19 protein-coding genes are annotated in these 22,065 nt (G+C 69.2%); 10 read left to right on the forward strand and 9 right to left on the reverse strand.

Annotation, left to right across the window (positions count from 1 at the left end; translation table 11 throughout):
* Positions 1-74 precede the first annotated feature (74 nt).
* The 3 genes from cobN (at position 75) to NJ1_RS02105 (ending at position 5,271) form a co-directional block, all read left to right on the forward strand.
* Complete coding sequence (gene cobN / locus NJ1_RS02095; protein ID WP_067686530.1) at positions 75-3,836, forward strand: cobaltochelatase subunit CobN; 3,762 nt, start codon at positions 75-77, stop codon at positions 3,834-3,836.
* Positions 3,837-4,161: 325 nt separating this feature from the next.
* The gene (locus NJ1_RS02100; protein ID WP_067686540.1) at positions 4,162-4,701 is read left to right on the forward strand and encodes a DUF8020 domain-containing protein; all 540 of its coding nucleotides are present in this window, start codon (positions 4,162-4,164) and stop codon (positions 4,699-4,701) included.
* Between the two features lie 180 nt (positions 4,702-4,881).
* Positions 4,882-5,271: a PPOX class F420-dependent oxidoreductase gene (locus NJ1_RS02105; RefSeq protein WP_067686542.1), complete on the forward strand. Its 390-nt coding sequence runs from the start codon at positions 4,882-4,884 to the stop codon at positions 5,269-5,271.
* Here the strand turns inward: NJ1_RS02105 and NJ1_RS02110 are convergent.
* Positions 5,264-5,647: a PPOX class F420-dependent oxidoreductase gene (locus NJ1_RS02110; protein ID WP_067686545.1), complete on the reverse strand. Its 384-nt coding sequence runs from the start codon at positions 5,645-5,647 to the stop codon at positions 5,264-5,266. The genes NJ1_RS02105 and NJ1_RS02110 overlap by 8 nt on opposite strands.
* A gap of 157 nt (positions 5,648-5,804) precedes the next feature.
* Between NJ1_RS02110 and NJ1_RS02115 the strand changes: the two genes are divergently transcribed.
* Positions 5,805-6,521 (forward strand): DUF8817 family protein, encoded by a 717-nt coding sequence (locus tag NJ1_RS02115; protein WP_067686547.1) that lies wholly within the window; start codon positions 5,805-5,807, stop codon positions 6,519-6,521.
* 31 nt (positions 6,522-6,552) lie between these two features.
* Here the strand turns inward: NJ1_RS02115 and NJ1_RS02120 are convergent, their stop codons facing one another.
* On the reverse strand, positions 6,553-7,365 hold the full coding sequence (locus tag NJ1_RS02120; RefSeq protein WP_157573690.1) for a TetR/AcrR family transcriptional regulator: 813 nt from the start codon (positions 7,363-7,365) through the stop codon (positions 6,553-6,555).
* Positions 7,366-7,448: 83 nt separating this feature from the next.
* A complete protein-coding gene (gene map / locus NJ1_RS02125; RefSeq protein ID WP_067686550.1) occupies positions 7,449-8,216 on the reverse strand; it encodes a type I methionyl aminopeptidase in 768 nt (255 codons plus the stop codon).
* A gap of 77 nt (positions 8,217-8,293) precedes the next feature.
* On the opposite strand from map, the gene NJ1_RS02130 reads away from it, so the two are divergent.
* The gene (locus NJ1_RS02130; RefSeq protein WP_067686919.1) at positions 8,294-8,566 is read left to right on the forward strand and encodes a helix-turn-helix transcriptional regulator; all 273 of its coding nucleotides are present in this window, start codon (positions 8,294-8,296) and stop codon (positions 8,564-8,566) included.
* Between the two features lie 260 nt (positions 8,567-8,826).
* Here NJ1_RS02130 and NJ1_RS02135 read toward each other — a convergent pair whose 3' ends face one another.
* The 5 genes from NJ1_RS02135 to NJ1_RS02155 all read right to left on the reverse strand — a co-directional run bounded on the left by NJ1_RS02135 (position 8,827) and on the right by NJ1_RS02155 (position 14,626).
* Entirely contained in the window at positions 8,827-9,417 is a 591-nt protein-coding gene (locus NJ1_RS02135; RefSeq protein WP_067686553.1) for a pyridoxamine 5'-phosphate oxidase family protein, read from the reverse strand.
* Between the two features lie 287 nt (positions 9,418-9,704).
* Positions 9,705-10,697, reverse strand: coding sequence for an aldo/keto reductase (locus NJ1_RS02140; protein ID WP_067686556.1), 993 nt, complete (start codon positions 10,695-10,697; stop codon positions 9,705-9,707).
* A 142-nt stretch (positions 10,698-10,839) separates the two neighbouring features.
* Positions 10,840-11,436, reverse strand: coding sequence for a dihydrofolate reductase family protein (locus NJ1_RS02145; protein ID WP_067686563.1), 597 nt, complete (start codon positions 11,434-11,436; stop codon positions 10,840-10,842).
* Between the two features lie 252 nt (positions 11,437-11,688).
* Positions 11,689-13,086, reverse strand: coding sequence for a TldD/PmbA family protein (locus NJ1_RS02150; RefSeq protein WP_067686922.1), 1,398 nt, complete (start codon positions 13,084-13,086; stop codon positions 11,689-11,691).
* Positions 13,087-13,096: 10 nt separating this feature from the next.
* The gene (locus NJ1_RS02155) at positions 13,097-14,626 is read right to left on the reverse strand and encodes a TldD/PmbA family protein (protein WP_067686925.1); all 1,530 of its coding nucleotides are present in this window, start codon (positions 14,624-14,626) and stop codon (positions 13,097-13,099) included.
* Between the two features lie 188 nt (positions 14,627-14,814).
* Between NJ1_RS02155 and NJ1_RS40320 the strand changes: the two genes are divergently transcribed.
* Positions 14,815-16,098: a TetR/AcrR family transcriptional regulator gene (locus NJ1_RS40320; protein WP_245717174.1), complete on the forward strand. Its 1,284-nt coding sequence runs from the start codon at positions 14,815-14,817 to the stop codon at positions 16,096-16,098.
* 87 nt (positions 16,099-16,185) lie between these two features.
* On the opposite strand, the gene NJ1_RS02165 is transcribed toward NJ1_RS40320, so the two are convergent.
* The gene (locus NJ1_RS02165) at positions 16,186-16,953 is read right to left on the reverse strand and encodes a TSUP family transporter (RefSeq protein WP_067686570.1); all 768 of its coding nucleotides are present in this window, start codon (positions 16,951-16,953) and stop codon (positions 16,186-16,188) included.
* 118 nt (positions 16,954-17,071) lie between these two features.
* Here NJ1_RS02165 and NJ1_RS02170 point away from each other — a divergent pair, with 118 nt between their 5' ends.
* The 4 genes from NJ1_RS02170 to NJ1_RS02185 all read left to right on the forward strand — a co-directional run bounded on the left by NJ1_RS02170 (position 17,072) and on the right by NJ1_RS02185 (position 22,017).
* Positions 17,072-18,334: a sensor histidine kinase gene (locus NJ1_RS02170; protein ID WP_067686580.1), complete on the forward strand. Its 1,263-nt coding sequence runs from the start codon at positions 17,072-17,074 to the stop codon at positions 18,332-18,334.
* A 455-nt stretch (positions 18,335-18,789) separates the two neighbouring features.
* Positions 18,790-19,452: a response regulator gene (locus tag NJ1_RS02175; protein WP_067686586.1), complete on the forward strand. Its 663-nt coding sequence runs from the start codon at positions 18,790-18,792 to the stop codon at positions 19,450-19,452.
* Positions 19,453-19,659: 207 nt separating this feature from the next.
* A complete protein-coding gene (locus NJ1_RS02180) occupies positions 19,660-20,154 on the forward strand; it encodes an FxsA family protein (protein WP_067686588.1) in 495 nt (164 codons plus the stop codon).
* Between the two features lie 267 nt (positions 20,155-20,421).
* Positions 20,422-22,017, forward strand: a complete 1,596-nt coding sequence (locus NJ1_RS02185; RefSeq protein WP_067686927.1) for an amidohydrolase — start codon at positions 20,422-20,424, stop codon at positions 22,015-22,017.
* The last annotated feature ends 48 nt before the right edge of the window (positions 22,018-22,065 follow it).

The raw sequence follows: 22,065 nt of genomic DNA on the forward strand, positions 1-22,065 counted from the left end.
CACTGTGACAGTCAGACCTTCCCGGCGGGCGCCGAACCGTGCTGGGCGCGAAACCCTTAGGAAGGCCGAACCCTGTGATTGTGCTGCTGTCCACCTCCGACACCGATCTGCTGAGCGCGCGCGCCAGCGGGGCCGATTTCCGGCTCGCGAACCCCGCGCGTCTGCTGCCGGAGGATCTGCCGGGCCTGCTGGAGGGCGCGGATCTGGTGATCGTGCGCATCCTGGGCGGCAAGCGCGCCTGGGCGGAGGGGCTGGAGCTCGTTCGCGCGAGCGGGATTCCGATGGTGGCGCTCGGCGGTGAGATCGCCCCGGACGCCGAGCTGATGGAATGTTCGACGGTCCCCGGTGGCGTCGCCGCCGACGCGCACAACTACCTGGCGGCGGGCGGCCCCGGAAACCTGCTGCAGCTGCACAACTTCCTGTCCGACACGGTGCTGCTGACCGGCCACGGTTTCGAGCCGCCGGTCCAGATGCCGAACTGGGGTGAGCTGGAACGCGATTCGCGACCGGTGGCCCAGGACGCGCCGACCGTGGCGATCGTCTACTACCGCGCCCAGCATCTGGCCGGCAATACCGCGTACATCGACGCGCTGTGCCGGGCCGTGGAGGACAAGGGCGCGCGGGCGCTGCCGATCTACTGCGCCTCGCTGCGCGCCGCCGAGCCGGAGTTGCTGGCCCGCCTGCGCACCGCGGACGCCCTCGTGGTGACGGTGCTCGCGGCCGGTGGCACCAAACCGGCCACCGCCTCGGCCGGTGGTGACGACGAGGCCTGGGATGTGGGCGCGCTCGCGGACCTGGATGTGCCGATCCTGCAGGGGCTCTGCCTCACCAGCGGCCGGGCGCAGTGGGAGGCCAACGACGACGGGCTCTCCCCACTCGATGTCGCCACCCAGGTGGCGGTGCCGGAGTTCGACGGCCGCATCATCACGGTTCCGTTCTCGTTCAAGGAGTTCGACGCCGACGGGCTGTCGAGCTACGTGCCCGATCCCGAGCGGGCGGCCCGGGTCGCGGGTATCGCGGTGCGGTACGCGCGACTGCGGCACATTCCGGCCGATCGCAAACGGGTCGCCGTCGTGTTCTCGGCGTACCCGACCAAGCATGCCCGCATCGGCAATGCCGTCGGTCTGGACACGCCCGCCAGCGCCATCAAGCTTCTCAACGAAATGCGCGCCGCCGGTTACGATCTCGGCGATACCGCGGAGATTCCGGGCTTGGAGTCGGGGGACGGTGATGCGCTCATCCACGCGCTGATCGCCGCCGGTGGCCAGGATCCGGACTGGCTGACCGCCGAACAGCTCGAGGGCAATCCGATCCGGATCGGCGCGGACGCGTACACCGAGTGGTTCGAGACGCTGCCGGATGACCTGCGCGAGGGGATGATCGAGGCGTGGGGTCCGCCGCCGGGCGAACTGTACGTCGATCGCTCGGCCGACCCCAAGGGCGAGATCGTCATCGCGGCAATGCGTTTCGGCAATGTGGTGATCATCGTGCAGCCGCCGCGCGGCTTCGGCGAGAACCCGGTCGCGATCTACCACGATCCCGATCTGCCGCCGAGCCATCACTATCTGGCCGCCTACCGCTGGCTGGCCGCGCCGGACGGGTTCGCCGCCGATGCCATGGTGCATCTGGGCAAGCACGGCAATCTGGAGTGGCTGCCCGGGAAGACGCTCGGCATGTCGGCCTCCTGTGGCACCGATGCCGCGCTCGGTGATCTGCCGCTCATCTACCCGTTCCTGGTGAACGACCCGGGCGAGGGCACGCAGGCCAAGCGCCGCGCGCACGCCACCCTGGTCGATCACCTCATTCCGCCGATGGCGCGCGCGGAAACCTACGGCGATATCTCGCGCCTGGAGCAGTTGCTCGACGAGCACGCGAACATCTCCACCCTGGACCCGGCCAAGCTGCCCGCCATCCGCCAGCAGATCTGGACGCTGATGCGCGCGGCCAAGATGGACCACGATCTCGGCTTGGCCGAGCGCCCGGAAGAGGACGTGTTCGACGATATGCTGCTGCATGTCGACGGCTGGCTGTGCGAGATCAAGGACGTGCAGATCCGCGACGGGCTGCACATCCTGGGCCAGGCTCCCGAGGGTGAGGCCGAGGTCGATCTGGTGCTGGCCATGCTGCGCGCGCGGCAGCTGTGGGGCGGGGAGAGCAATGTACCCGGACTGCGAGAAGCGCTGGGGCTCAGCGAAGCCGGTGACGAGTCACGGGGCCGGGTGGACGCGTTCGAGACCCGTGCGCGCGAATTGGTCGCCGCCATGCAGGAAGTCGACTGGGATGTCGATGCCATCGACGCGATCACCGAGGATCTGGTGGGCTCGTGGCACTCGCCCGGCGCGACCGGCGCCGTCGAGGGTGCCGCCGCGAACGGTGCCGAGGCAATCTCGGCCGTGAGCGCGGCCATCGCCTCCGGAGCCGGCGAGGCGATCGCCGGGATCGTGGAATCCGGTGCGCGCGAAGCGAACTCCGATGCCGAGGCGACCGCCCGGCTCGATGCCGTGCGCAAGGTGCTCGGCTTCGCCGCGACCGAGGTGGTGCCGCGCCTGCGCCAGACCGGCGTCGAGGTCTCGCGAATCCTGCACGCGCTCGACGGCGGTTTCATTCCGGCCGGACCGAGCGGATCACCGCTGCGCGGACTGATCAACGTCCTGCCGACCGGGCGCAACTTCTACTCGGTCGATCCGAAGGCGGTGCCGTCGCGGCTGGCCTGGGAAACCGGTCAGGCCATGGCGGATTCGCTCCTGGAGCGGTATCTGGCCGATCACGGTGAGTACCCGCGCTCGGTCGGTCTCTCGGTGTGGGGCACCTCCGCCATGCGCACCTCCGGCGACGATATCGCCGAGGTGCTGGCGCTGCTGGGCGTGCGGCCGGTGTGGGACGAGGCGAGCCGCCGCGTCACCACACTCGAGGCGATCTCGCTGACGGAGCTGGGCCGCCCGCGGATCGACGTGACCGTGCGCATCAGCGGCTTCTTCCGCGACGCCTTCCCGCACGTGCTGGCGCTGCTGGACGACGCGGTCCGGCTGGTCGCCGATCTCGACGAGCCCGCCGAGTCCAATTATGTTCGCGCACACGCACAGTCGGATCTGGCCGAGCACGGCGACGAGCGCCGCGCCACCACCCGCATCTTCGGCTCCAAGCCGGGCACCTACGGCGCGGGACTGCTGCAGCTGATCGATTCCAAGAGCTGGCGCACCGACGACGATCTCGCGCAGGTGTACACCGCCTGGGGTGGATTCGCTTACGGCCGCAACCTCGACGGCGCACCCGCCGCCGAGGACATGCGGATCGCGTATCGGCGAATCGCGGTGGCGGCCAAGAACACCGACACGCGCGAGCACGATATCGCCGACTCGGACGACTACTTCCAGTACCACGGCGGGATGGTCGCCGCGGTGCGCGCGCTGACGGGCAAGAACCCGGAGGCCTACATCGGTGACAGCACCCGCCCGGACGCGGTGCGCACCCGCACCCTCTCGGAGGAGACCGCGCGCGTATTCCGTGCGCGCGTGGTCAATCCGCGCTGGCTCGACGCCATGCGCCGGCACGGCTACAAGGGCGCGTTCGAAATGGCCGCCACCGTCGACTATCTGTTCGGCTATGACGCCACCACCAATGTGGTCGCCGACTGGATGTACGAAAAGCTTGCCGAGAGCTATGTATTCGACGATGTGAATCGCAAATTCATGGAGCAGTCGAATCCCTGGGCGCTGCACGGTATTGCGGAGCGTTTGCTCGAAGCCGCCGAGCGGAAGCTCTGGGAGCAGCCCGAAGCCGAAACGCTGGATCGGCTGCGCCAGGTGTACCTGGAGACCGAAGGCGAACTGGAATAAGCGAATTCCACGTTCGCTGACCGAACGGGGTTGTCCGCGAAGCCGAGTCCGCGTCGAAAGCGCAGGACATCGGCGGACAACCCCGGCACCGGGGCTGCCCTACCCGGCTCCCTGAGAGGATCATGAGAATGGTTCCGGTATCCACGCGTCGGGGAGATGCCGGACAACCCAATGATGATATTGGGACCGATAACTGGAACGGGATTCCCCGGTTCGCCGCGTCGAACGAGTACGCGCAATCGAGTCGTAGTGTGTCAGCGGTCTCTTCGGAGAACGTCTATTTCGGCTTGCGGTGAATCGGCCTCTTCGATTACAGGGAACCATTATGCGAATTGCCAAAATAGCCGCCACCGCCATGCTCTCGATCGCGGCCCTCTGCGTCGCCACCGTCACCGCGCACGGTGAACCGGGATTGGCCTCACCCGGTATCAGCGGGGTCGATCGCGGGGTCGAATACACCACCAGTCTCGCCTCGGACCGCACGTCGGTGTCCACCACGCTCACCGGCGGCCACTTCGAAGTGGGAGACGGGACGGTCACCGTGATCGGGCCCGACGGCGGTGTCATCGGCACGCTACCGCTGGCCTATCGGACGGCTGATCGGTCGGTGAGCGTCGTGCCCGAAGTCGACGCCGCCGGAACCACTTTGACGGTCCGGCCCGCCAGCACCGCCGATATCGTCGCACCGAGCACCGACGTGGCCCAACTGCAGAACATCGCGAGCACCGGGACCATCGTCGCGGGAGCGGCGCTCGGGTGCGTGGTCGGAATCCTGATCGGGATCTGGTTCTTCCTGATCGGCGCGCTCGTCGGCTGCGGGGTCGGTGGTTTGATCGGTGCGCTGATCGCCGCGGATCAACCGTGATCCGGCACTGAACGGCACATCTCGGGGACCGTCGGGCCATTCGTGGCCCGGCGGTCCGGGCCGTGGGAGCACAAAGTGGCCGCACGCGGGGCGGCGTGCGGCGTATACGACCACAGACGTAGGCCGGGCAGCGCTCACCGACGGATGTGAGGCCCGGTGTTCGGGTCATACCGTTGCCGCATGACATGGAACGATCTGGCCGAGGCCAAGTATGTGCGTCTGACCACCTACAAGAAGGACGGCACCGCCGTCGGCACGCCGGTGTGGGTCGCCCCGGACGGCGACCGGCTCGTCATCTGGACGAGTGCGGACACCTGGAAGGTCAAACGGATCCGCCGGACTCCGGCGGTGACCCTCCAGGAATCCGACGCGCGCGGGCGGGTCGCGGTGGATCAGCCGATCGCTGGCACCGCCCGGGTGCTCGACGACGCCGGAACCGAGCGGGTCCGCACCGTCGTCGTCGGTAAGTACGGGTGGATCGGGGCACTGCTGATCAAGGGCCACAAGCTCTTTCGCGGTGCGGATCGCTCCGTCGGACTCGAGGTCACGCCCGCCGGAACCGCTACGTGACGGTGATTTCGATGCCGACGGTGGCGTTCTTGCCCCGGCGCAGCTGACTGCCCAGGACCACGAGCAGACCCTGAATCCCGTAGCGGCGCTTGATGAGTCCGCGCACGCGATCGGAGCCCGCCTCGTCGAGCACGGTGGCGGTGGCGTTGACGGCCTCGCCCTTCAGCTTTCCGCGCACATCGCACGGAGCCACCGTGACGGCGGGATTGCGGCGGATGCGCTTGACCTTCCAGCTGTCCGCGACGGTCCAGATGTACAGGCGGCCGCCGTCCAGCGCGGCCCACAGGGGAGTGCCGACCGGGGTGCCGTCCTTCTTGAACGAAGTCAGCTGCACGTAATTCGAGGTGCCCGCAGGCCCGAAGGGGTTGTCCACCATCGCAGCCTATCGGGTGTGCGCGCCGGGCCGCAGAGAGCGTGAATCCGCGACACGCAAGGCTGTTCGGCGCGGGATGAATCACCCCACGAGTCATGTGCGGGTAACCGCTTCCGCTCCGTACCGTGAATGCCGAGACTGCACCGCGAGGAGGCACACGATGGCGGAAATTTCGATTCCGATGCTGTGGGGCGGCAACCTGCCCGAGACACTCGACTTCTATCGCACCCTGGGTTACAAGGTCACCTACGAGATGAGCCGGCCGTACACCTACGGCGTGGTCGAGCGCAACGGCTTCCAGCTGCATTTCGGCGTGACTCCCAAGCATCTGTCCGCGGAGGAAGCGCACGTCGGCTGCCTGGTACTGGTCGACGCCGTGGCCCCCTGGCACGCCGAGTTCACCGCCGCCCTGCGCGCCAGGTACGGGCGGATCCCGGCTCGCGGCGCACCGCGCATCACCCGTTTCCGGCCCGGCCAGACCCGCTTCACCGTCGTGGATCCGGTCGGCAACACCGTCATCTACATCCAGCGCGACGAACCCGATCCCGAATACGGCGGGTCCAAGAAGCTGGTCGGTCTGGCGCGAGTGCTGGACAACGCCCGCATCTTCCGCGATTCCAAGAACGACGACCCCTCCGCCGCCCGGGTCATCGAGACCGGGTTGCGCCGCCACGGATCGACCGCACCGGCGGTGGACCGTGCGCGGGCACTGGCCATGCTCGCCGAAATCGCGGCCGCCGCAGGTAATTCCGCTCGAGTGACCGAGCTCGTCGCCGAGATCGAAGGTATGCAGCTTCGGGTCCGGGAGCGTCGCGCGGTCGCCGGTGAGCTTCAGGCGGTGACCGCGCTGCAGCACTGGCTCGTCGAGGAGGGCTGACCCGCGCGTGTTCCGAACGCCACCGGGCCGCTCATCGGGCGGCGACCATGCGCAGCGCGGTGGCGGCGTACTCGGCGGCGATCTCGTCGGGGGAGCGGCGGTAATCGGGGTGGTACCAGCGCGCGGTATCCACGCAGAGGGACAGCAGGGCGATCGCGGTGGAGCCCGGGTCCGGGACGGTGAACTCGCCTCCGTCCGAGCCCTCGGTCACCAGGTCGCGCACCACCCGGTGGATCGAGTGCTGCAGTTCGGCGACCTCGGCCCGGTGATCGGGAGTCAGATCGGTCAGGTGGTGCAGGACCACGCGGACCGACGCGCCGTGCTGGGCGTGCCAGGCGGTGAGGTCCCGGATCGCGCTCGAGAGTCGCTGGGTCACCGAGCCCGGGCCCGCGGCGGCGGTGGTGGCCACCTGCTGGGTCAGGCGCAACGCGGCCAGGGAGATGCGGTGCAGGACTTCCTCTTTGGAGCCGAAATGCACGTACAGCCCCGCAGGGCTCAAACCCGCGCGGGCGGCGATATCGCGGGTGGTGGTGGCATGGAAGCCACGCTCGGCGAACGCGTCGATGGCCGCGAGGAAGATGCGGCGCTGCCCCTCGGGGAGACGGCGGCGATCGCGTTCCAGGCTCGCCATCGCGGTGCCCAGGGTGTCGTCGATGCCGAAAGACCGAGGGCCGGTGGGTGAACCGGCACTCGGTGCGAGGTCGTCGCCGCCGGAGAACGTGATGGCGCCCGCGGCAGGAACGCCACCGCCGCCGGTGGCCGAGTCAGCGCTGCCTGACGTGGCGGAATCGATGCTGCCCGGGGCGGCAGGACCGGTCGCCGGCGGGATGTCGTCGTTACCCATCGAATCAGTATCGCGCAGTTGTACTTTCGTGTGCAGTACGACAGCGCGCGGGTCGCGGTCCGGCCCGCGGGCTCGGACGGTCGTCAGGTGGCGCGGGTCAGGATCCGGGGGCCGTCGGCGGTGACGGCGATGGTGTGTTCCGAATGCGCGGTGCGGGAGCCGTCGGCGGAGCGGATCGTCCAGCCGTCGGGGTCGGTGACCACGCGATCGGTGGTCCGGGCGAACCAGGGCTCGATCGCTATGGTCAGGCCCGGCTGCAACTTGTAGCCGCGCCCGGCCCGGCCGTCATTGGCGATGTGCGGGTCCTCGTGCATGGTCCGTCCGAGACCGTGGCCGCCGAATTCGGTGTTCACGGGGTATCCGGCCGCGCGCGCGACCGCCGCGATGGCGGCGGAGATGTCGCCGATTCTATTGCCGGGAAGTGCGACGGCGATGGCCGCCTCGAGCGCCTCCTCGGTGGCGCGCACCAGGCGAACATCCTCGGGATCGGCGGTTCCGACGATGACCGTGGTGGCGGCGTCGGCGACCCAGCCGTCGATGCCGACGGCCATGTCCATGGTCAGCACGTCACCGTCGCGCAGGGCGTAGTCGAAGGGAAGTCCGTGCAGGACAGCGTCGTTCACCGACAGGCAGATCGTGTTGCGGAAAGGTCCGCGCCCGAACGAGGGGGAGTAGTCCCAATAGCAGGACACCGCGCCGCGCTCCCGGATGCGCTCGCGCACGATCGCCTCCAGTTCCAGCAGATTCACGCCCACCTGCGCACGGGTGCGCAGCTCCGCGAGCACCTCGGCGACGAATCGCCCCGTCACTTCCATCCGGGCGATCTCGCCCGGAGTCTTCAGTTCGACCATGACAACCTCCGAATCGGTATTTTAATACCGACCATAGCCGCTTGCGGTATTTTTATACCAACCGTATGGTTGCGGCCATGGTGCGACTCCCACTGACCCCGGCCCAGCTCGAAGCGGGCCGCCGCCTGGGTGGAACCTTGCGCGCGGCGCGTGCCGGCCGGGACCTGAACCGGATCGCCGAGGCGGCCGGGATCTCGCCGGAAACTCTGCGCAAGATCGAGTCGGGTCGCCTTCCCACCCCGGCGTTCGGGACCGTGGTGGCGTTGAGTCGAGTGCTCGGGATTCCGCTGGACGAGCTCGCCGAGGTCCTGCATCCGACTGCCGAGAGCGTGCGACGCTCGGCTTCTTGACCCGGGGGATCGCTCACTCGATCGTGATGCCGTCGGGGAATGGCCTGATCCTGCGGTGGATCGGGTGGCATCGATGAGTCCGTGAATCACCCGCGATGGTCGCTGCGATAGGCGGCAGTACTCCACCGTCGGCCGGAAGAAGAATCGAGAGCAGTCGGTTAGCAGACACATATGTAAATGGCGCTATGCGCATCTATGCATGTGTGGCGAGTGGGGCGACCACGAAAAGAGCGAGCCACGACGAAAAGGGGGCGTGGCCGTCAGGGGGTGGTGGGGCGGGGGATCTCGGAGGGGATCGGGTGGTCGGGTTCCAGCGCCGGTAACCCGTCGATGCTGTGGCTGTTGTCGCCTGCGATCCGCCGGGCGAACTTCTCGTCCGGCTGTTTGGCGTGATGCGCGTCCAGCACGGGTCGTTCGCCGATGAGTTCGAAGTAGGGGACGGAGTAGCCGCACGCATCCGCGATGCGCTGCACGTCGATCACGATCGCCGCCCGGATGCCGGGATGGTCGAGTCCGAAATGTGTTCGCAGGTCCGGGAATTCGGGATCGTCGGGGCGGACGACCCGCCCGGTGCCGAACAGGCGCAGGATTCTGGAGTTTCGGGTGAACGAGCAGAACATGAGCGTGATCCGGCCGTTCTCACGCAGGTGGGCGATCGTTTCCGCGCCACTGCCGAACAGATCGAGATACGCCACGGTGTGATCGTCGAGGATCGCGAAGGTGTCCTGGTACCCCTTGGGAGACAAGCTCACTCGTCCGCCCTCGGACGGCGCGGTGGCGACGAAGAACATCGCCTGGTCGTGAATGAATCGGCGCAGCGATTCGTCGAGATATGCGAACTCCTTGGCCATGAGTTGCTCTCCCATCGGTCCCGACAGTGGCTCCCTGATCAGCGTAACTGTGAGCGTGGCCGCCCCCGCCGTGAGAACCCTCTCAGTCAGCGCCGGTGCGCCTGCGCCGCACGGCGGTTCGCGGTGTTCCAGATCGGATTTCCGGCACGGCCCCACCCGGTTCCATCGACATGGAGGGTGCACTCGACTCGATCGCCGACGTGCAGATCCGGCGTGCCGGGGGTGGCGGGAGAACCCGGGTGGCAGGGCTTGGTCCTGGGGGGCGACAGAGACCGGTCGATATCGGTTCAGGCCCAGGGCAATTCGGAGCGAGTGCGCCAGAAGGTCTCGGGGGATTCGGTGAGTGGGGCGAGTTCGGTGCGGATGCCGGGGGTGAGGGTGAGGTCGGCGGCGGTGAGGTTGGAGGTCAGGTGAGCGATGGTCGCGGCGCCGGAGAGGGTGATGTCGGCCCAGGGGTTGGCGGCGGCCGCGGCCAGGGCGAGGGCGTCGGTGGTGGCGCCGAGACGGGCGGCGACGGCGCGCAGGGGCGCGGTGCCGGGTCCGGTGGCGTTGCGGCCGGCGAGGCGGCCGTTGGCCATGGCTTCCTTGACCACCACGAGCCATCCGGCCGAATGCGCCTCGGCCAGAGCGGGTCCGGCGGAAGACTCGAGGAGGTTCCAGGTCGATTGCACCGCCGAGAACAGGGGGCCGCCGTCGACGGTGAGGTCGAGGGCGGCGCGCACGGTGTGGGCTTGGGCGGGACCGCTGGTCGAGAGTCCGACGCGCACGCCCTCGGCGGCGAGTGCCGCGAGTCGCTCGTGCAGAGCGCGGTCGGTCAGCGCGGGGCTGTCCGGGGTGACCGAGTGAACCAGGTAGACGTTCAGGTGCGAGCCCAACTGCTCCCTGGTCTCGCGGATCTGACGGTCGAACACGGCGACCGCGTGCTCCTTCACCTCGTGCGCCGACACCCCGGAGGTCCGCCAATCGGCGGTATAGGTGTAGCCCCATTTGCTGCCGATCGTGACCTCGTCTGCGATCTCGGGTCGCGCCCGCAGCCATTGCCCGACGAACTCCTCCGCGCGGCCGTAGGAACGCGCGGTGTCGAAGTAGCGCACGCCCGCGGCCCACGCCGCGTCGAGCAGGGCGTGGGTACGCGCGCGCATCGCCTCCGCCGTCCGATCGGCCGGAAGGTCGAGCTCTCGTCCGAGCGTGATGTACCCCGGCCGCCCGACCGCCGCTGTGCCCAGACCGAATCGGGTGATCGGGGCAGCGGCGGATTCAGGGTTATCGGAGGTGGGCATGGCTACAGCGTTTCACGCGCAGCACTCTCCGGATTCGAGGGCCTCGCACGTGCGGCGGAGCCGAACCGATGCCCAACGAAGGTCGAACCGACGCAGAACGAGGGTCGAGCCGATGCGGAACGACGGCGGGTGCTCGGTGGGTTCAGCGGATTCGGAAGCGCAGGTGCGTGACCCGATGACCGGGGGTGATCTCGGGATCGTCGAGCAGGATCGGACCGCCGGTGAACGGGCCGAGCAGCGGCACGCCCGCACCGAGCAGCACCGGCGCGATATCCACGTGCAGTTCGTCCAGGAGCCCGGCCTCGAGGCACTGGCGCGCCATGGTCCCGCCATTGACCACCACGGACCGCTCGCCCGCGATCTCGTGACCCACCGCGACGGCCTCCTTCACCCCGCCGGTGACGAAGGTGAACGGGGCGTCGGGGTGCGCGGCGATCCATTCCTGTGGGACGCGGTGGGTCACGACGACCACGGGCTTGTCCCAGGGGTGAATGCCGCCCCACCCGTTCGTCAGGTCGAAGAGCCTGCGCCCGACGATGAAGACGCCCGCGTCATCGAGCATCGCGCGCACGTGCGCGGTGTCCTCGGCCGTCATCCGGAACGGAATCTCGGGGTGGGTGGTCTCGAACGGGATGTCCCCGCCCTCGTACCAGGCGAACAAATGCTCGAACCCGGTCTCCTCCGGTCCCGCGATGAAACCATCGACCGACATGGTCGCGCCTGCGATAACCGTGCTCATGGATCTGCCTCCAGGTGTCGGATGACGCTCGTCACGAGTACAGACGGCGGCGGCGCGCCGGATTCATCGCGGCCGTCCGCTCGGCCCGGGACCTGGGGTGCAGGCGGTAGGACGCCGTAAAGCAGGTGCCGACCGTCGACGTTGCCGTCGCCACCGGCAGGAGCAGCGCTGGCGCCGATCCTGCCGGGGCGTTGCGCAACGACCCGCCCGCACCCATGCGAAGTCGCGGGTACGGGCGGGTCGGTCGTGGGGCTAGGTGGCCTGACTGACCGAGGACATGTGGAAGTCGGGAATTCGCAAGGGCGGCATGGCGGTTCGGGTGAACCAGTCCTTCCACTCGCGCGGGAGCGTGATCTCGGTGCGGCCTGCCTCCGAGACGCGGCGCAGCAGGTCCAGCGGGCTCTCGTTGAAGCGGAAGTTGTTGACCGCGGCGGTGACCTCACCGTTCTCGACGAGATAGACGCCGTCGCGGGTCAGTCCGGTCAGCAGCAGTGAGGCCGGATCGACCTCGCGGATGTACCAGAGGCAGGTGAGCAGCAGGCCACGTTCGGTGCCGGCGATCATCTCCGGCAGGCCTGCGCCGGTGCCGCCGGTCATGAGCAGGTTCTCCCCGGGAACCGTGGTGGGTGCGTCGAATTCGGCGGCGGTGGCGCGCGGGTAGACCAGCGATTCGATCACGCCCTCGCGCACCCAGTCGGTGCGCCGGGCGCTGAGGCCGTTGTCGAACACCGAGAGCGATTCCGACGAGGACGGTGTGGCGACGAACGGCTGATACTCGAGGCCCGCGGCACCGGGGTCGGAGTAGAGGGTGAGCGGAATGCCGCTGAGCCGCTCCCCGATTCGGGTCCCGCCCGCGCGGGAGAACGCGGTGTGCCCCTCGTGCGCGCCCCGGCCCTCCATGCTCCAAGCCAGGTAGATCATGAGGTCGGCGACGGCCGAGGGCGGCAGCAGCGTCTCGTAGCGTCCGGCGGGCAGGTCCACGCGCCGTGCGCTCCAGTCCAGCCGCCGCGAGAGTTCGCCCAGCAGCCCGGCGGTGTCCACATCGGCGAAATCGGTGGTGCCCACGCCCACCCAGGCGCTGGCCAGATCGGTTCCCTCGCCGCGCTTTCCGTTGATCTCGACCGATCCGGTCGGCTGCACCCAGCGCCGTCGCAGCCCCGTGGAGGTGCCCAGCCAGGTGGAGTGCATCTGGTGGTGCGCGAACCCGTAGAGCCGGTCCGCGCCGTCGAATCCGGCGGCGAGATCCCCGGCCAGATCGGTGAACACGGAGATGTCGGTGGTGGCCGGAATCCCGTGCCACTCGAGCAGCCGGTCGAAGGTGTCGGGTTCGACCGCGTCCGGATCCAGCAGCGGCATCGCGTCTCTGGCGGGTTCGGCCGTGCGCGCGGCCTCCTCGCTCGCACGCACCACGGCCTCGATATCGGCCGGATCCACGCTGGTGGAGCCGACGCTGCCGACCCGCGCGGAGTTCGGGCCGTCGCGGAAGATCGACACCACCACCCAGTCCCGCGCGATGGAGGAACCGTTGGTGGTCATGGAATTACCGGCCCAGCGCAGCGACGCCTCGTGCGCGTCGGTGACGATCACCATCGCCTCGTCGGCGCGCGAGGCCCGCAGCGCGCATTCGACGACCTCGGGTGCGGGGAGCACACTCACCGTGTCAGTCCTTTCCGGCTTCGGCTCGGGTATTGAGAACATTGATGCCGCGCACCAGAACCGAGGGGCAGCCGTGCGAGACGGCGGCCACCTGGCCGGGCTGAGCCTTACCGCAATTGAACGCGCCGCCCAGCACCCAGGTGGACGGGCCGCCGATCGCCTCCATGGAACCCCAGAAGTCGGTGGTGGTGGCCTGATACGCCACATCGCGCACCTGCCCGGCCAGTTCGCCGTTGCGGATGCGGAAGAAGCGCTGACCGGTGAACTGGAAGTTGTAGCGCTGCATATCGATCGACCAGGATTTGTCGCCGACGATGTAGAGGCCGTTCTCGACGCGCGAGATCAGTTCCGCGGTGGAGGTGTCGTTGTCCGGATCCGGTTGCAGGGACACATTGGCCATGCGCTGGATCGGCACGTGGTGCGCGGAGTCGGCGTAGGAGCAGCCGTTCGAGCGCTCCAGACCCAGACGCGGCGCGAACACCCGGTCGAGCTGATAGCCCACCAGGGTCCCCTCGCGCACCAGATCCCAGCGCTGCCCGGCCACGCCCTCGTCGTCCCAGCCGACCGAGGCCAGCCCGTGCTCCTGGGTGCGGTCGCCGGTGACGTGCATGATCGGCGTGCCGTACCTCAGGGTGCCCAGCTGATCCGGGGTGGCGAACGAGGTTCCGGCATAGGCGGATTCGTAGCCGATGGCGCGGTCGTACTCGGTGGCGTGGCCGATGGATTCGTGGATGGTCAGCCACAGATTGCTGGGGTCGATGACCAGATCGGTCGGGCCGGCCTCGACGGTGGGGGCCTTGACCTTCTCCGCGAGCAGGGCCGGGATGCGCGCGAGTTCCCCGTCCCAGTCCCAGATTCCGTCCGCGCCGGTCACGTACTCCCAGCCGCGCCCGGCCGGAGCGGCGAGGGTGCGCATGGTTTCGAAGGCGCCGACCGCCGGATCGACGGTGATGGCCTCGATCTGGGGATGCAGGCGCACCCGCTGCTGGGTGATGCGCGATCCGAAGGTGTCGGCGTAGTAGGTCTGCTCCTTCACCTGCAGGACCGCTGCCGTCACGTGATCCACGCCGTCGGCTGCCCGCAACCGCTCCGAATAGTCCAGCAGCAGTGCCACTTTGTCCGGTGTCGGGACCGAGAACGGATCGAGGTCGTAGGCGGAGACGTACTCCGCGCCGTCGTAGCGAGGCTCCGGCGCGAGCTCCACGCGCTCGCGATTGAGGGCCCGCAACGTCTTGGCTACCGTCACGGCGCGCCCGGCGACCTCGGCCGCGGACTCGCGGGACACGTCGGCGCTCGAGGCGAAGCCCCACGTGCCGTCGACGACGACGCGCACCGCGAAGCCGAGATCGGTACTGTTGCCTATGGACTCGACGCGTCCGTCCCGTAGGCGGATGGACTGCTGCTGCAGTCGATGCACGCGCAGATCGGCATAGTCGGCTCCGGCCGCCTTCGCCGCCGACAATGCCGCGTCGGCGAGCGCACTCAGGGGCAGTGCGCGGAACTCCTCGTCCACGACCTTGATTGCGATGCTCACCCGGACCACGCTAGAGGGCGAAGCGTCCGCCGTTCAACCATCGACGCATTCGGAACGAAATACACACCGTGCAAACGTGCACACGCTGCAACAATGCACGAAGTGTGAAGACGCACAGCATGAAACGGCACGCGACAAGCCCTGCACATGCCACGTTTTGCTCGTCGAGTGCCGTAGGGTCTGGCCGCGTGCCGCCATCCGCACTACGCGATCGCAAACGGGAACGTACCCGCCGAGCCCTGCTCGAAGCCGCTGTCGAACAGTTCGAGAGTCGTGGCTACGAGGCGACCACCGTCGCCGATATCGCCGCCGCCGCCGAAGTCGGCACCCGAACGTTCTTCAACTACTTCGCCAGTAAAGAGGAGCTGCTCTTTCCGGAGCCGGACGAACGGGTAACGGCTGCTGTGCAAGCCATTGTCACGCGTCGTCCCGACGAGAGACCCGTCGAGGTGTTGTTACGCGCGCTGCGCGCGGCCGGTGACAACCCCGGAGATCATCTCGGCGACACTCTCGCCGCCCGGATCGGGGTGTTGCGCGCGCAGACCTCGCGCACGGTTCCGGCCGTCAGCGGGCGCGCAGCATACGCTCAGCTAGCTTCTCAGCAGGAGATCGCGCGGCAACTGCGCGTGGCCTTTCCGGACGAACTCGACGACGTCGGCGCGGCCGCTCTCGTGGGCGCGGTGATCGGTGCGGTCACCGGTGCGCTCACCGCGCTGTTCCAGAACCGCCAGGCGGTCGAGGATCCGGATCGTCTGCATCGGCAGATTCGCGAGACCACGTCGAAAGTGCTGGCGCCCTGGCTGACTCCGCCGTGCTCGCATTCGCACGACGTCCCCGAGCCGGAAACCGCACCGGCGCACGCCGATTCCGGGACTTCTGATTCGGCGACTTCTGATTCGGCGCTGCCCGAGTCCGTGACCCCAGACTCGGCGAAGGTCGCCGTGTCGGACACGGGTGTGGCTCCGGAGGAGCTATCGGAGAACCGAACGTCCCCAACCGCAGGAACTTCCGCTCCGGAGAGGTATTCCTTTTCCGCCGAGCCGGGCAACACCTTCGTCTCGGCGCGGATCGCCAGGTCCGATCGCCCGGAGCCGGTGCCCGCCGGGCAGACTCGCGCATCCGAGGCCCACTACTCCGGCGCGGGAACGGAATCCGTTCCCGTGGCCGGTCCGCAGGCCGCCGAGGTCCCGCCCGCGGCCACGCCGATCCGGCCCGATCCACCGGTGCAGACCACCGCGCCGGTGACGCAATTGCGCTCGACGGTGCTGGAGCAGCCGAGCTGGCGTGCCCGTGTGCACGCGGGATCGCCTGTGATGCTGACCGATCGGCGCATGGGTATCGCGCCGGAATTGCGCCGGTCCACCGAACCGCCCGCCGCGACCCTCACCCCGGACGGCGAGTCCGACGCGGAGTCCGACAGTCGCGGGACAGAGGACACCGGGAAGCGTCCCGGCACGAACATCTTCGCATAGTTTCCGATCCGGTCCGGCCACTCACGGCCGGACCGGACTCGGGATCGCGGGGCGTACAGCCGGTATGGATCGACCAGCCGTCGCGGATCAACCGAATTGCTGCCAGCCGAGCCGAATCACCATGCCCACGACCACGATCAGCAGCACGACGCGCACGAATTCGGCCCCGCGGGCCAGAGCCATGCGCGAACCCACGATCGAGCCCGCCACATTCGCGACCGCCATCGACAGGCCCAGCGCCCACAGCACGTGTCCGGTCGAGGCCAGGAAGATCAGCGATCCCAGGTTCGATCCGCAGTTGATCACCTTGGCCATGGCCGCCGCCCGCACGAATTCGGTGCCGAGCAGGGTCGCGAAGGTGATGATCAGGAAGGTGCCGGTGCCGGGACCGAGGATGCCGTCGTAGAGACCGATCAGCCCGGCGGCCAGCCCGATCACCAGGAGCGTCTTGCGCCGGGTCGGCGGATTAGTGGCCATGCTCACGCCGATCGAGGGGCGCAGAGTCACGAAGATCGCCACCCCGACCAGCACCACCATCACGATGGGCACGAACAACTCTCGATCGATCAGCGCCACCGCGGCCGAACCGCACGCGGCCGCGATCGCCGCGAGACCCGCGGCGGGCAGCAGGGTGCGCCACTGCATCGGGACCTTGCGCGCGAAGGTCAGCACCGCGGCGCTGGTTCCGGAGAACGCGGCCAGCTTGTTGGTGCCCAGCGCGGTCTGTGGGGCGAGACCCGGCAGCACCACGAACAGGGTCGGCAGCACGATCAGCCCGCCGCCGCCCACCACCGCGTCGACCCACCCCGCCGCCACCGCCGCCGTCAGCAAGACTGCCCAGTCCCCAACACTCACCCCCGAACCCAAGCATCCCGTGCCAACCCCCGGCAAACCCGGGCGTGCGCAGGGGCGACGCCACTGCCTTTCGGGTCGGGTTCGCGGGGGAGTCGGGGCGGGGCCCTAGGGTGGGGTGATGCGCCGGTTCAGTCTGTGGCTGCGTGGCAAGCCTGTGATCTCCGATTCGATGCTCGCGCTGGGACTGCTGATCATCGACGTGCTCGCCGTCAGCGAGAGCGAGCACAAGGTGGCCTACCTGGTGCTCAGTGCGTTGATGCCGTTGCCGCTGGTGTTCCGCCGGACCCATCCGCGCACCGCGGCCGCGGCGATGGTCGCGGTGTCGATGGCGGCGTCGCTCGTGCACGGTTCGCTCGACGATCCCGCCGTGCATCCCGCGTCGCTCGGTCTGGGCATCATGCTCTATACCCTGGTCGCGTATGTCGGCCGGCGCGACGGGCTCTGGTATCTGGGGGCGCTCGCGCTCGAGACTCTGCTGGCGAACAGCATGATCGGCAAACCCGCGGGCGGGGATATCGCGGTGTCGGCCCTCTATTACGCGCTGTGCTGGACGCTGGCCGAATTCGTCGGCGCGCGGCACGCCTACGACACCGAGGTCGCGGCGCGATTGGCGGTCGCGGACTACGACCGGGAGCGCCGCGCGCACGACGCGGTCGCCTCCGAACGCACCCGTATCGCTCGGGAACTGCACGATGTGGTCGCGCACGCGGTCAGCGTGATCATCGTGCAGGCCGACGGGGCGCGGTACGCGGTGCGCGGTGACCCCGACACCGCGGAGAAGGCACTGTCGATCATCTCCGGAACCGGGCGCGACGCGCTGCGCGAATTGCGGCGGACCGTCGAATTGCTGCGCGGTGAGCACGCGCCGGATCAGCTGCCGCAGCACGGCACGGCGGGAATCGCGAAGGTCGTGGAGATGATGCGCGACACGGGTTTACGGGTCACCCTGGAATTGAGCGGGGAACTCGACACGGTCAGTCCGGAAGTCAGTCTCGGTGTGCACCGCATCGTGCAGGAATCGCTCACCAATACCCTCCGCCACGCCGGGCCGGATCCGTGTGCCGAGGTCAGGGTGTGGCGCGGGGATGCCGATGTGCTGGTCGAGGTCATCGACACCGGCAGCCCCGGCGCACTCGAGGATCCGCCCAGGCTGCTGGTCACCGCACCCGCGGGGGCCACCGCGGCAGCCGGAAAAGCCCGCGAACTGGCCGGACCGCTGCCCGAGGGTTCGAGCACCCGGATTCCCGGCAGCGGTCTGGGCCTGGTCGGCATGCGCGAGCGGATCGCCGTGCTCGGGGGCACTCTGAGCGTGGGCCGAAACGTCAACGGCGGCTGGTCCGTTCGCGCCACCATCCCCCTGCATCGGGCCAACCTCGAATAGCGCGATCGACGCCCGGAACACCGTCCTGAACACCGAATCCCAGGCCCGCATGGCCGATTTCGTGCGACGCGGGGAGCGGGAGAGATCGCGCATGGCGCCGAACCCGATCGCGCGAGACCGGATTTCCCCGGTGACCCGTGGGTGCCTCCGAATCGTTCGCCGGTTCCCGCAACGCGATCGACGTGTGTGGTCGTCGCTGTGGGGTGACCGGGTGCGACGCTCCGGCAATGGATCGAGCCGTGCCGGTCGCGGTCCACGCCGGAGTCGAGGGGTAACCGGGCCGCGGGTGCGCGAGCCCCGGATTTCACGTGTCTGTTTTCACGTGTCGGTGTCGCGAGGTTGTCGGTGTGCGGGTGCGCGGGTGCGAGCGAGAAGCCCTGGTAGTCCGGGTTGCGGGTGTGGCGGATGAGGGGTGGTGGGGTGGTTTGTCGGGGTCTGCCGGATAGATTGGGGGTGTGCCGATCACCGTTCTAGTAGTCGACGATCAGGAGCTCATGCGCGCGGGGTTGAGGATGGTGCTCGGCGCCCACCCCGATATCGAAGTGGTGGGGGAGGCGGACAACGGGGCCACGGCCATCGCCCGGACGATCGAGTTGCGCCCGGACGTGGTGCTCATGGATGTGCGGATGCCGATCACCGACGGCGTCGCCGCCACCGGGCGGATCATCGAATCCGGGTGCGGGAGCCGGGTATTGGTGATGACCACCTTCGACCTCGACGAACACGCGCTGGGCGCGCTGCGCGCGGGGGCCAGCGGGTTCCTGCTCAAGGACACCCCGCCCGAGGATCTGATCTCCGCCATTCGCAGCGTGGCGGGCGGGGACGCGGTGGTGTCGCCGAAGGTCACCAAACGCCTGCTCGATCGCCTGATCGCGGAGGATCCGGCGGCCGGGCGCGACCCGTCCCTGCTGGACGTGCTGACGGCCCGGGAGCGGGAAGTGCTCGAGCACATCGCCGCCGGGCGCTCCAATGCCGAGATCGCGGGGGAGCTGTTCCTGTCCGAGGCCACCGTGAAGACCCACGTCGGGCGAGTGCTCACCAAACTCGGTCTGCGCGACCGGGTGCAGGCCGTGGTGCTCGCGTACGAGACCGGATTGGTCAGGCCCGGCAGCGCCTGACCCCCCGAGGCCGGATGGTTCGACCCCGGACGTAGGTCCCGATCACGACGCCCGCGGGCGGCGGTCACGCCGGGGCGAGCGCCACACCGCCGCATCCGTCCGATCGTGAAGTGTGCGCCGAGCGTGCGTCGCTGTGAGGTTTGCCGCAGCGGGAGAAAAATCCGGATGCGGGACGTTGTGCAGGGTAAGTCGATCGAAAGGATCGTGATGCCTGCCCTGTTGTTCGCCGCCTACTTCGTCGCCGAGATCGCCACCCTGGTGCTGTTCGGCCACCTGATCGGTGTGTTCCCGACGATTCTGCTGCTCATCGCCGGATCGGCCGCCGGCCTGATCCTGGTGCGCTCGCAGGGGCGGCGGGTGTTCGAGGGTTTCCGCCGCGCCTCGCGCGGTGAGATCGAGCCGAGCACGGCCGTCGCGGACGGTGCGCTGGTCACCGTGGGCGCGGTGCTGATGTTCGTGCCGGGTCTGCTCACCTCGCTGCTGGGTCTGGTGGCGCTGGTTCCGTTCACCCGCTTCCTGCTCCGCCCCGTCGTGGCGGCGTTCGCCGCGCGGCGTCTGAACCGGGTGGCCACCGCGGTGGGCCCGTTCGGGTACCGCAATGTGGTCATCGACCCCGACGGTGAGGTCATCGACGCCACCGTGGTGAGCGAGCACTTCGACGACGGCAAGGGCACCGGCTACCGCGCCATCGATCCGCGCTGACCACAGTTCCCCGCAGCACCCCAACCCGATCCGAGGCCGGGCATCACCTGGTGATGCCCGGCCTCGTGCATGTGAGGACAGGCGGGGTCAGCACGGATCACGCGCACAGTCGGTCCGGATGGATCGCCCGCCTGTGAGGCGCCGCCCGGGGACGGAACACCGTTCGATCGCTCGACGCGTCCGGAAATGCCTCGCCGCTGAGTGTGGTCTCGAACACCGGCAGTGCGGTTACCTGCGGTGGCCTCGCGTGCGGCAGACTGGAAACTCGTGAGTACCCAGTTGCTTGTCGGCGGTCGTATCTACAGTTCGAGCAATCCCGACGCCACGGCCATGGCCGTGACGGACGGCACCGTGGTGTGGGTGGGGCTGGAACGAGCCGGGCGCGCGCTGCACCCGGATGCGGAGATCATCGAGCTGGACGGGGCGTTCGTGGCTCCCGCGTTCGTGGACCCGCACGTGCACGTGACCGCGCTGGGATTGAAGCTCACCGGACTCGACCTCTCGCGCACGCGATCGCTGCGCGAATGTCTCGACCTGCTCGCCGGCTACGCCCGCGCGCACCCGGACGGCGCGATCCTGGGTGAGGGCTGGGACGAGACGGCCTGGCCGGAGGGCCGCCCGCCCACCGTCGAGGACATCGACGCCGCCGCACCCGGCCGCCTGGTGTATCTGGCTCGGGTGGACGCACATTCGGCGATCGTGTCCACCCCGCTGCTGCGGGCGGTCCCCGCGATCACCGAGGCGACCGGATTCACGCGGGGCGAACCGCTGCGCGGCGACGCCCACCACCGGGTGCGGGGCGCCGCGCTCGGATCGCTCGATCGCGCGCGGCGTGATCTCGCGCGCCGGGCCGCGCTGGACGCCGCCGCCGCGAACGGCATTGCGGCCGTGCACGAATGCGCGGGCCCGGACATCTCCAGCGCGCAGGACGTGCGCGAGCTGCTCGAGTTCTCCCACGGGGTCGAGGTGCGCGCCTACTGGGGGCAGGCGGTGCGCACCGCCGAACAAGCCCGCGCCCTGGTGCGGGAACTCGGCGTGCACGCGCTCGGCGGCGATCTGTTCGTGGACGGGTCGATCGGCTCGCACACCGCGTGGCTGCGCGCGCCGTACGCCGACCGCGACACCGACGGCACCGGCTACCTCGATGTGGATGCCATTGCCGCACACGTGCTGGCCTGCACCGAAGCCGGGATTCAGACCGGATTCCACGTCATCGGCGACGCCGCGATGGATGCGGTGGTCGCGGGCTTCGAGCGCGTGGTCGAACAACTCGGCGGCCCGGCCGTCGCCACCCGGGGGCACCGGCTCGAGCACGCCGAACTGATCGACGCGAACCAGATCGCGAAACTCGCGGCCTGGGGTGTGATCGCCAGTGTGCAGCCGGTGTTCGACGCCTCGTGGGGTGGCCCGGACGGCATGTACGCCGCCCGCCTGGGCGCCGAGCGCGCCGCGACCCTGAATCCCTTCGCCGCCATGGCATCCGCCGGTATCTCCCTGGCCATCGGCTCCGACGCCCCCGTCACCGTGCTCGATCAGTGGGCGGCGGTACGCGCGGCGGTCAATCACCGCACCGCCGGCCACCAGATCTCCCCGCGCGCGGCGTTCGCCGCCGCCACCCGGGGCGCGTGGCGCGCGGGCGGGGTCCGCGACGGCCTCGCGGGCACCCTCGTCCCCGGCGCCCCCGCCTCCTACGCGGTCTGGGACGCGGAGGATCTCGTCGTCGCCGCGGCCGCCGACACGGTCCAGCGCTGGTCCACCGACCCGCGTTCCCGCGTCCCCGGCCTCCCGCGCCTGACCCCCGACGCCCCCGCGCCCCGCTGCCTGCGCACCGTGCACCGGGGAACCGTCATCCATGAGGCCTGACGAAAACGCCGTGCCCGCACCATATTCCGCACCACACACCAGCGGTGC

It is taken from the genome of Nocardia jejuensis NBRC 103114, from assembly GCF_001613145.1.
In the GTDB taxonomy this organism is placed as follows: Bacteria; Actinomycetota; Actinomycetes; order Mycobacteriales; family Mycobacteriaceae; genus Nocardia; species Nocardia jejuensis.

Excerpts from the sequence above, each read along its gene's own strand:
- NJ1_RS02100 (WP_067686540.1), top strand. The coding sequence starts at position 4,162 with ATGCGAATTGCCAAAATAGCCGCCACCGCCATGCTCTCGATCGCGGCC.
- NJ1_RS02105 (WP_067686542.1), top strand. The coding sequence starts at position 4,882 with ATGACATGGAACGATCTGGCCGAGGCCAAGTATGTGCGTCTGACCACC.
- NJ1_RS02110 (WP_067686545.1), bottom strand. The coding sequence starts at position 5,647 with ATGGTGGACAACCCCTTCGGGCCTGCGGGCACCTCGAATTACGTGCAG.
- NJ1_RS02115 (WP_067686547.1), top strand. The coding sequence starts at position 5,805 with ATGGCGGAAATTTCGATTCCGATGCTGTGGGGCGGCAACCTGCCCGAG.
- NJ1_RS02120 (WP_157573690.1), bottom strand. The coding sequence starts at position 7,365 with ATGGGTAACGACGACATCCCGCCGGCGACCGGTCCTGCCGCCCCGGGC.
- map (WP_067686550.1), bottom strand. The coding sequence starts at position 8,216 with ATGGTCGAACTGAAGACTCCGGGCGAGATCGCCCGGATGGAAGTGACG.
- NJ1_RS02130 (WP_067686919.1), top strand. The coding sequence starts at position 8,294 with ATGGTGCGACTCCCACTGACCCCGGCCCAGCTCGAAGCGGGCCGCCGC.
- NJ1_RS02135 (WP_067686553.1), bottom strand. The coding sequence starts at position 9,417 with ATGGCCAAGGAGTTCGCATATCTCGACGAATCGCTGCGCCGATTCATT.
- NJ1_RS02140 (WP_067686556.1), bottom strand. The coding sequence starts at position 10,697 with ATGCCCACCTCCGATAACCCTGAATCCGCCGCTGCCCCGATCACCCGA.
- NJ1_RS02145 (WP_067686563.1), bottom strand. The coding sequence starts at position 11,436 with ATGAGCACGGTTATCGCAGGCGCGACCATGTCGGTCGATGGTTTCATC.
- NJ1_RS02170 (WP_067686580.1), top strand. The coding sequence starts at position 17,072 with ATGCGCCGGTTCAGTCTGTGGCTGCGTGGCAAGCCTGTGATCTCCGAT.
- NJ1_RS02180 (WP_067686588.1), top strand. The coding sequence starts at position 19,660 with ATGCCTGCCCTGTTGTTCGCCGCCTACTTCGTCGCCGAGATCGCCACC.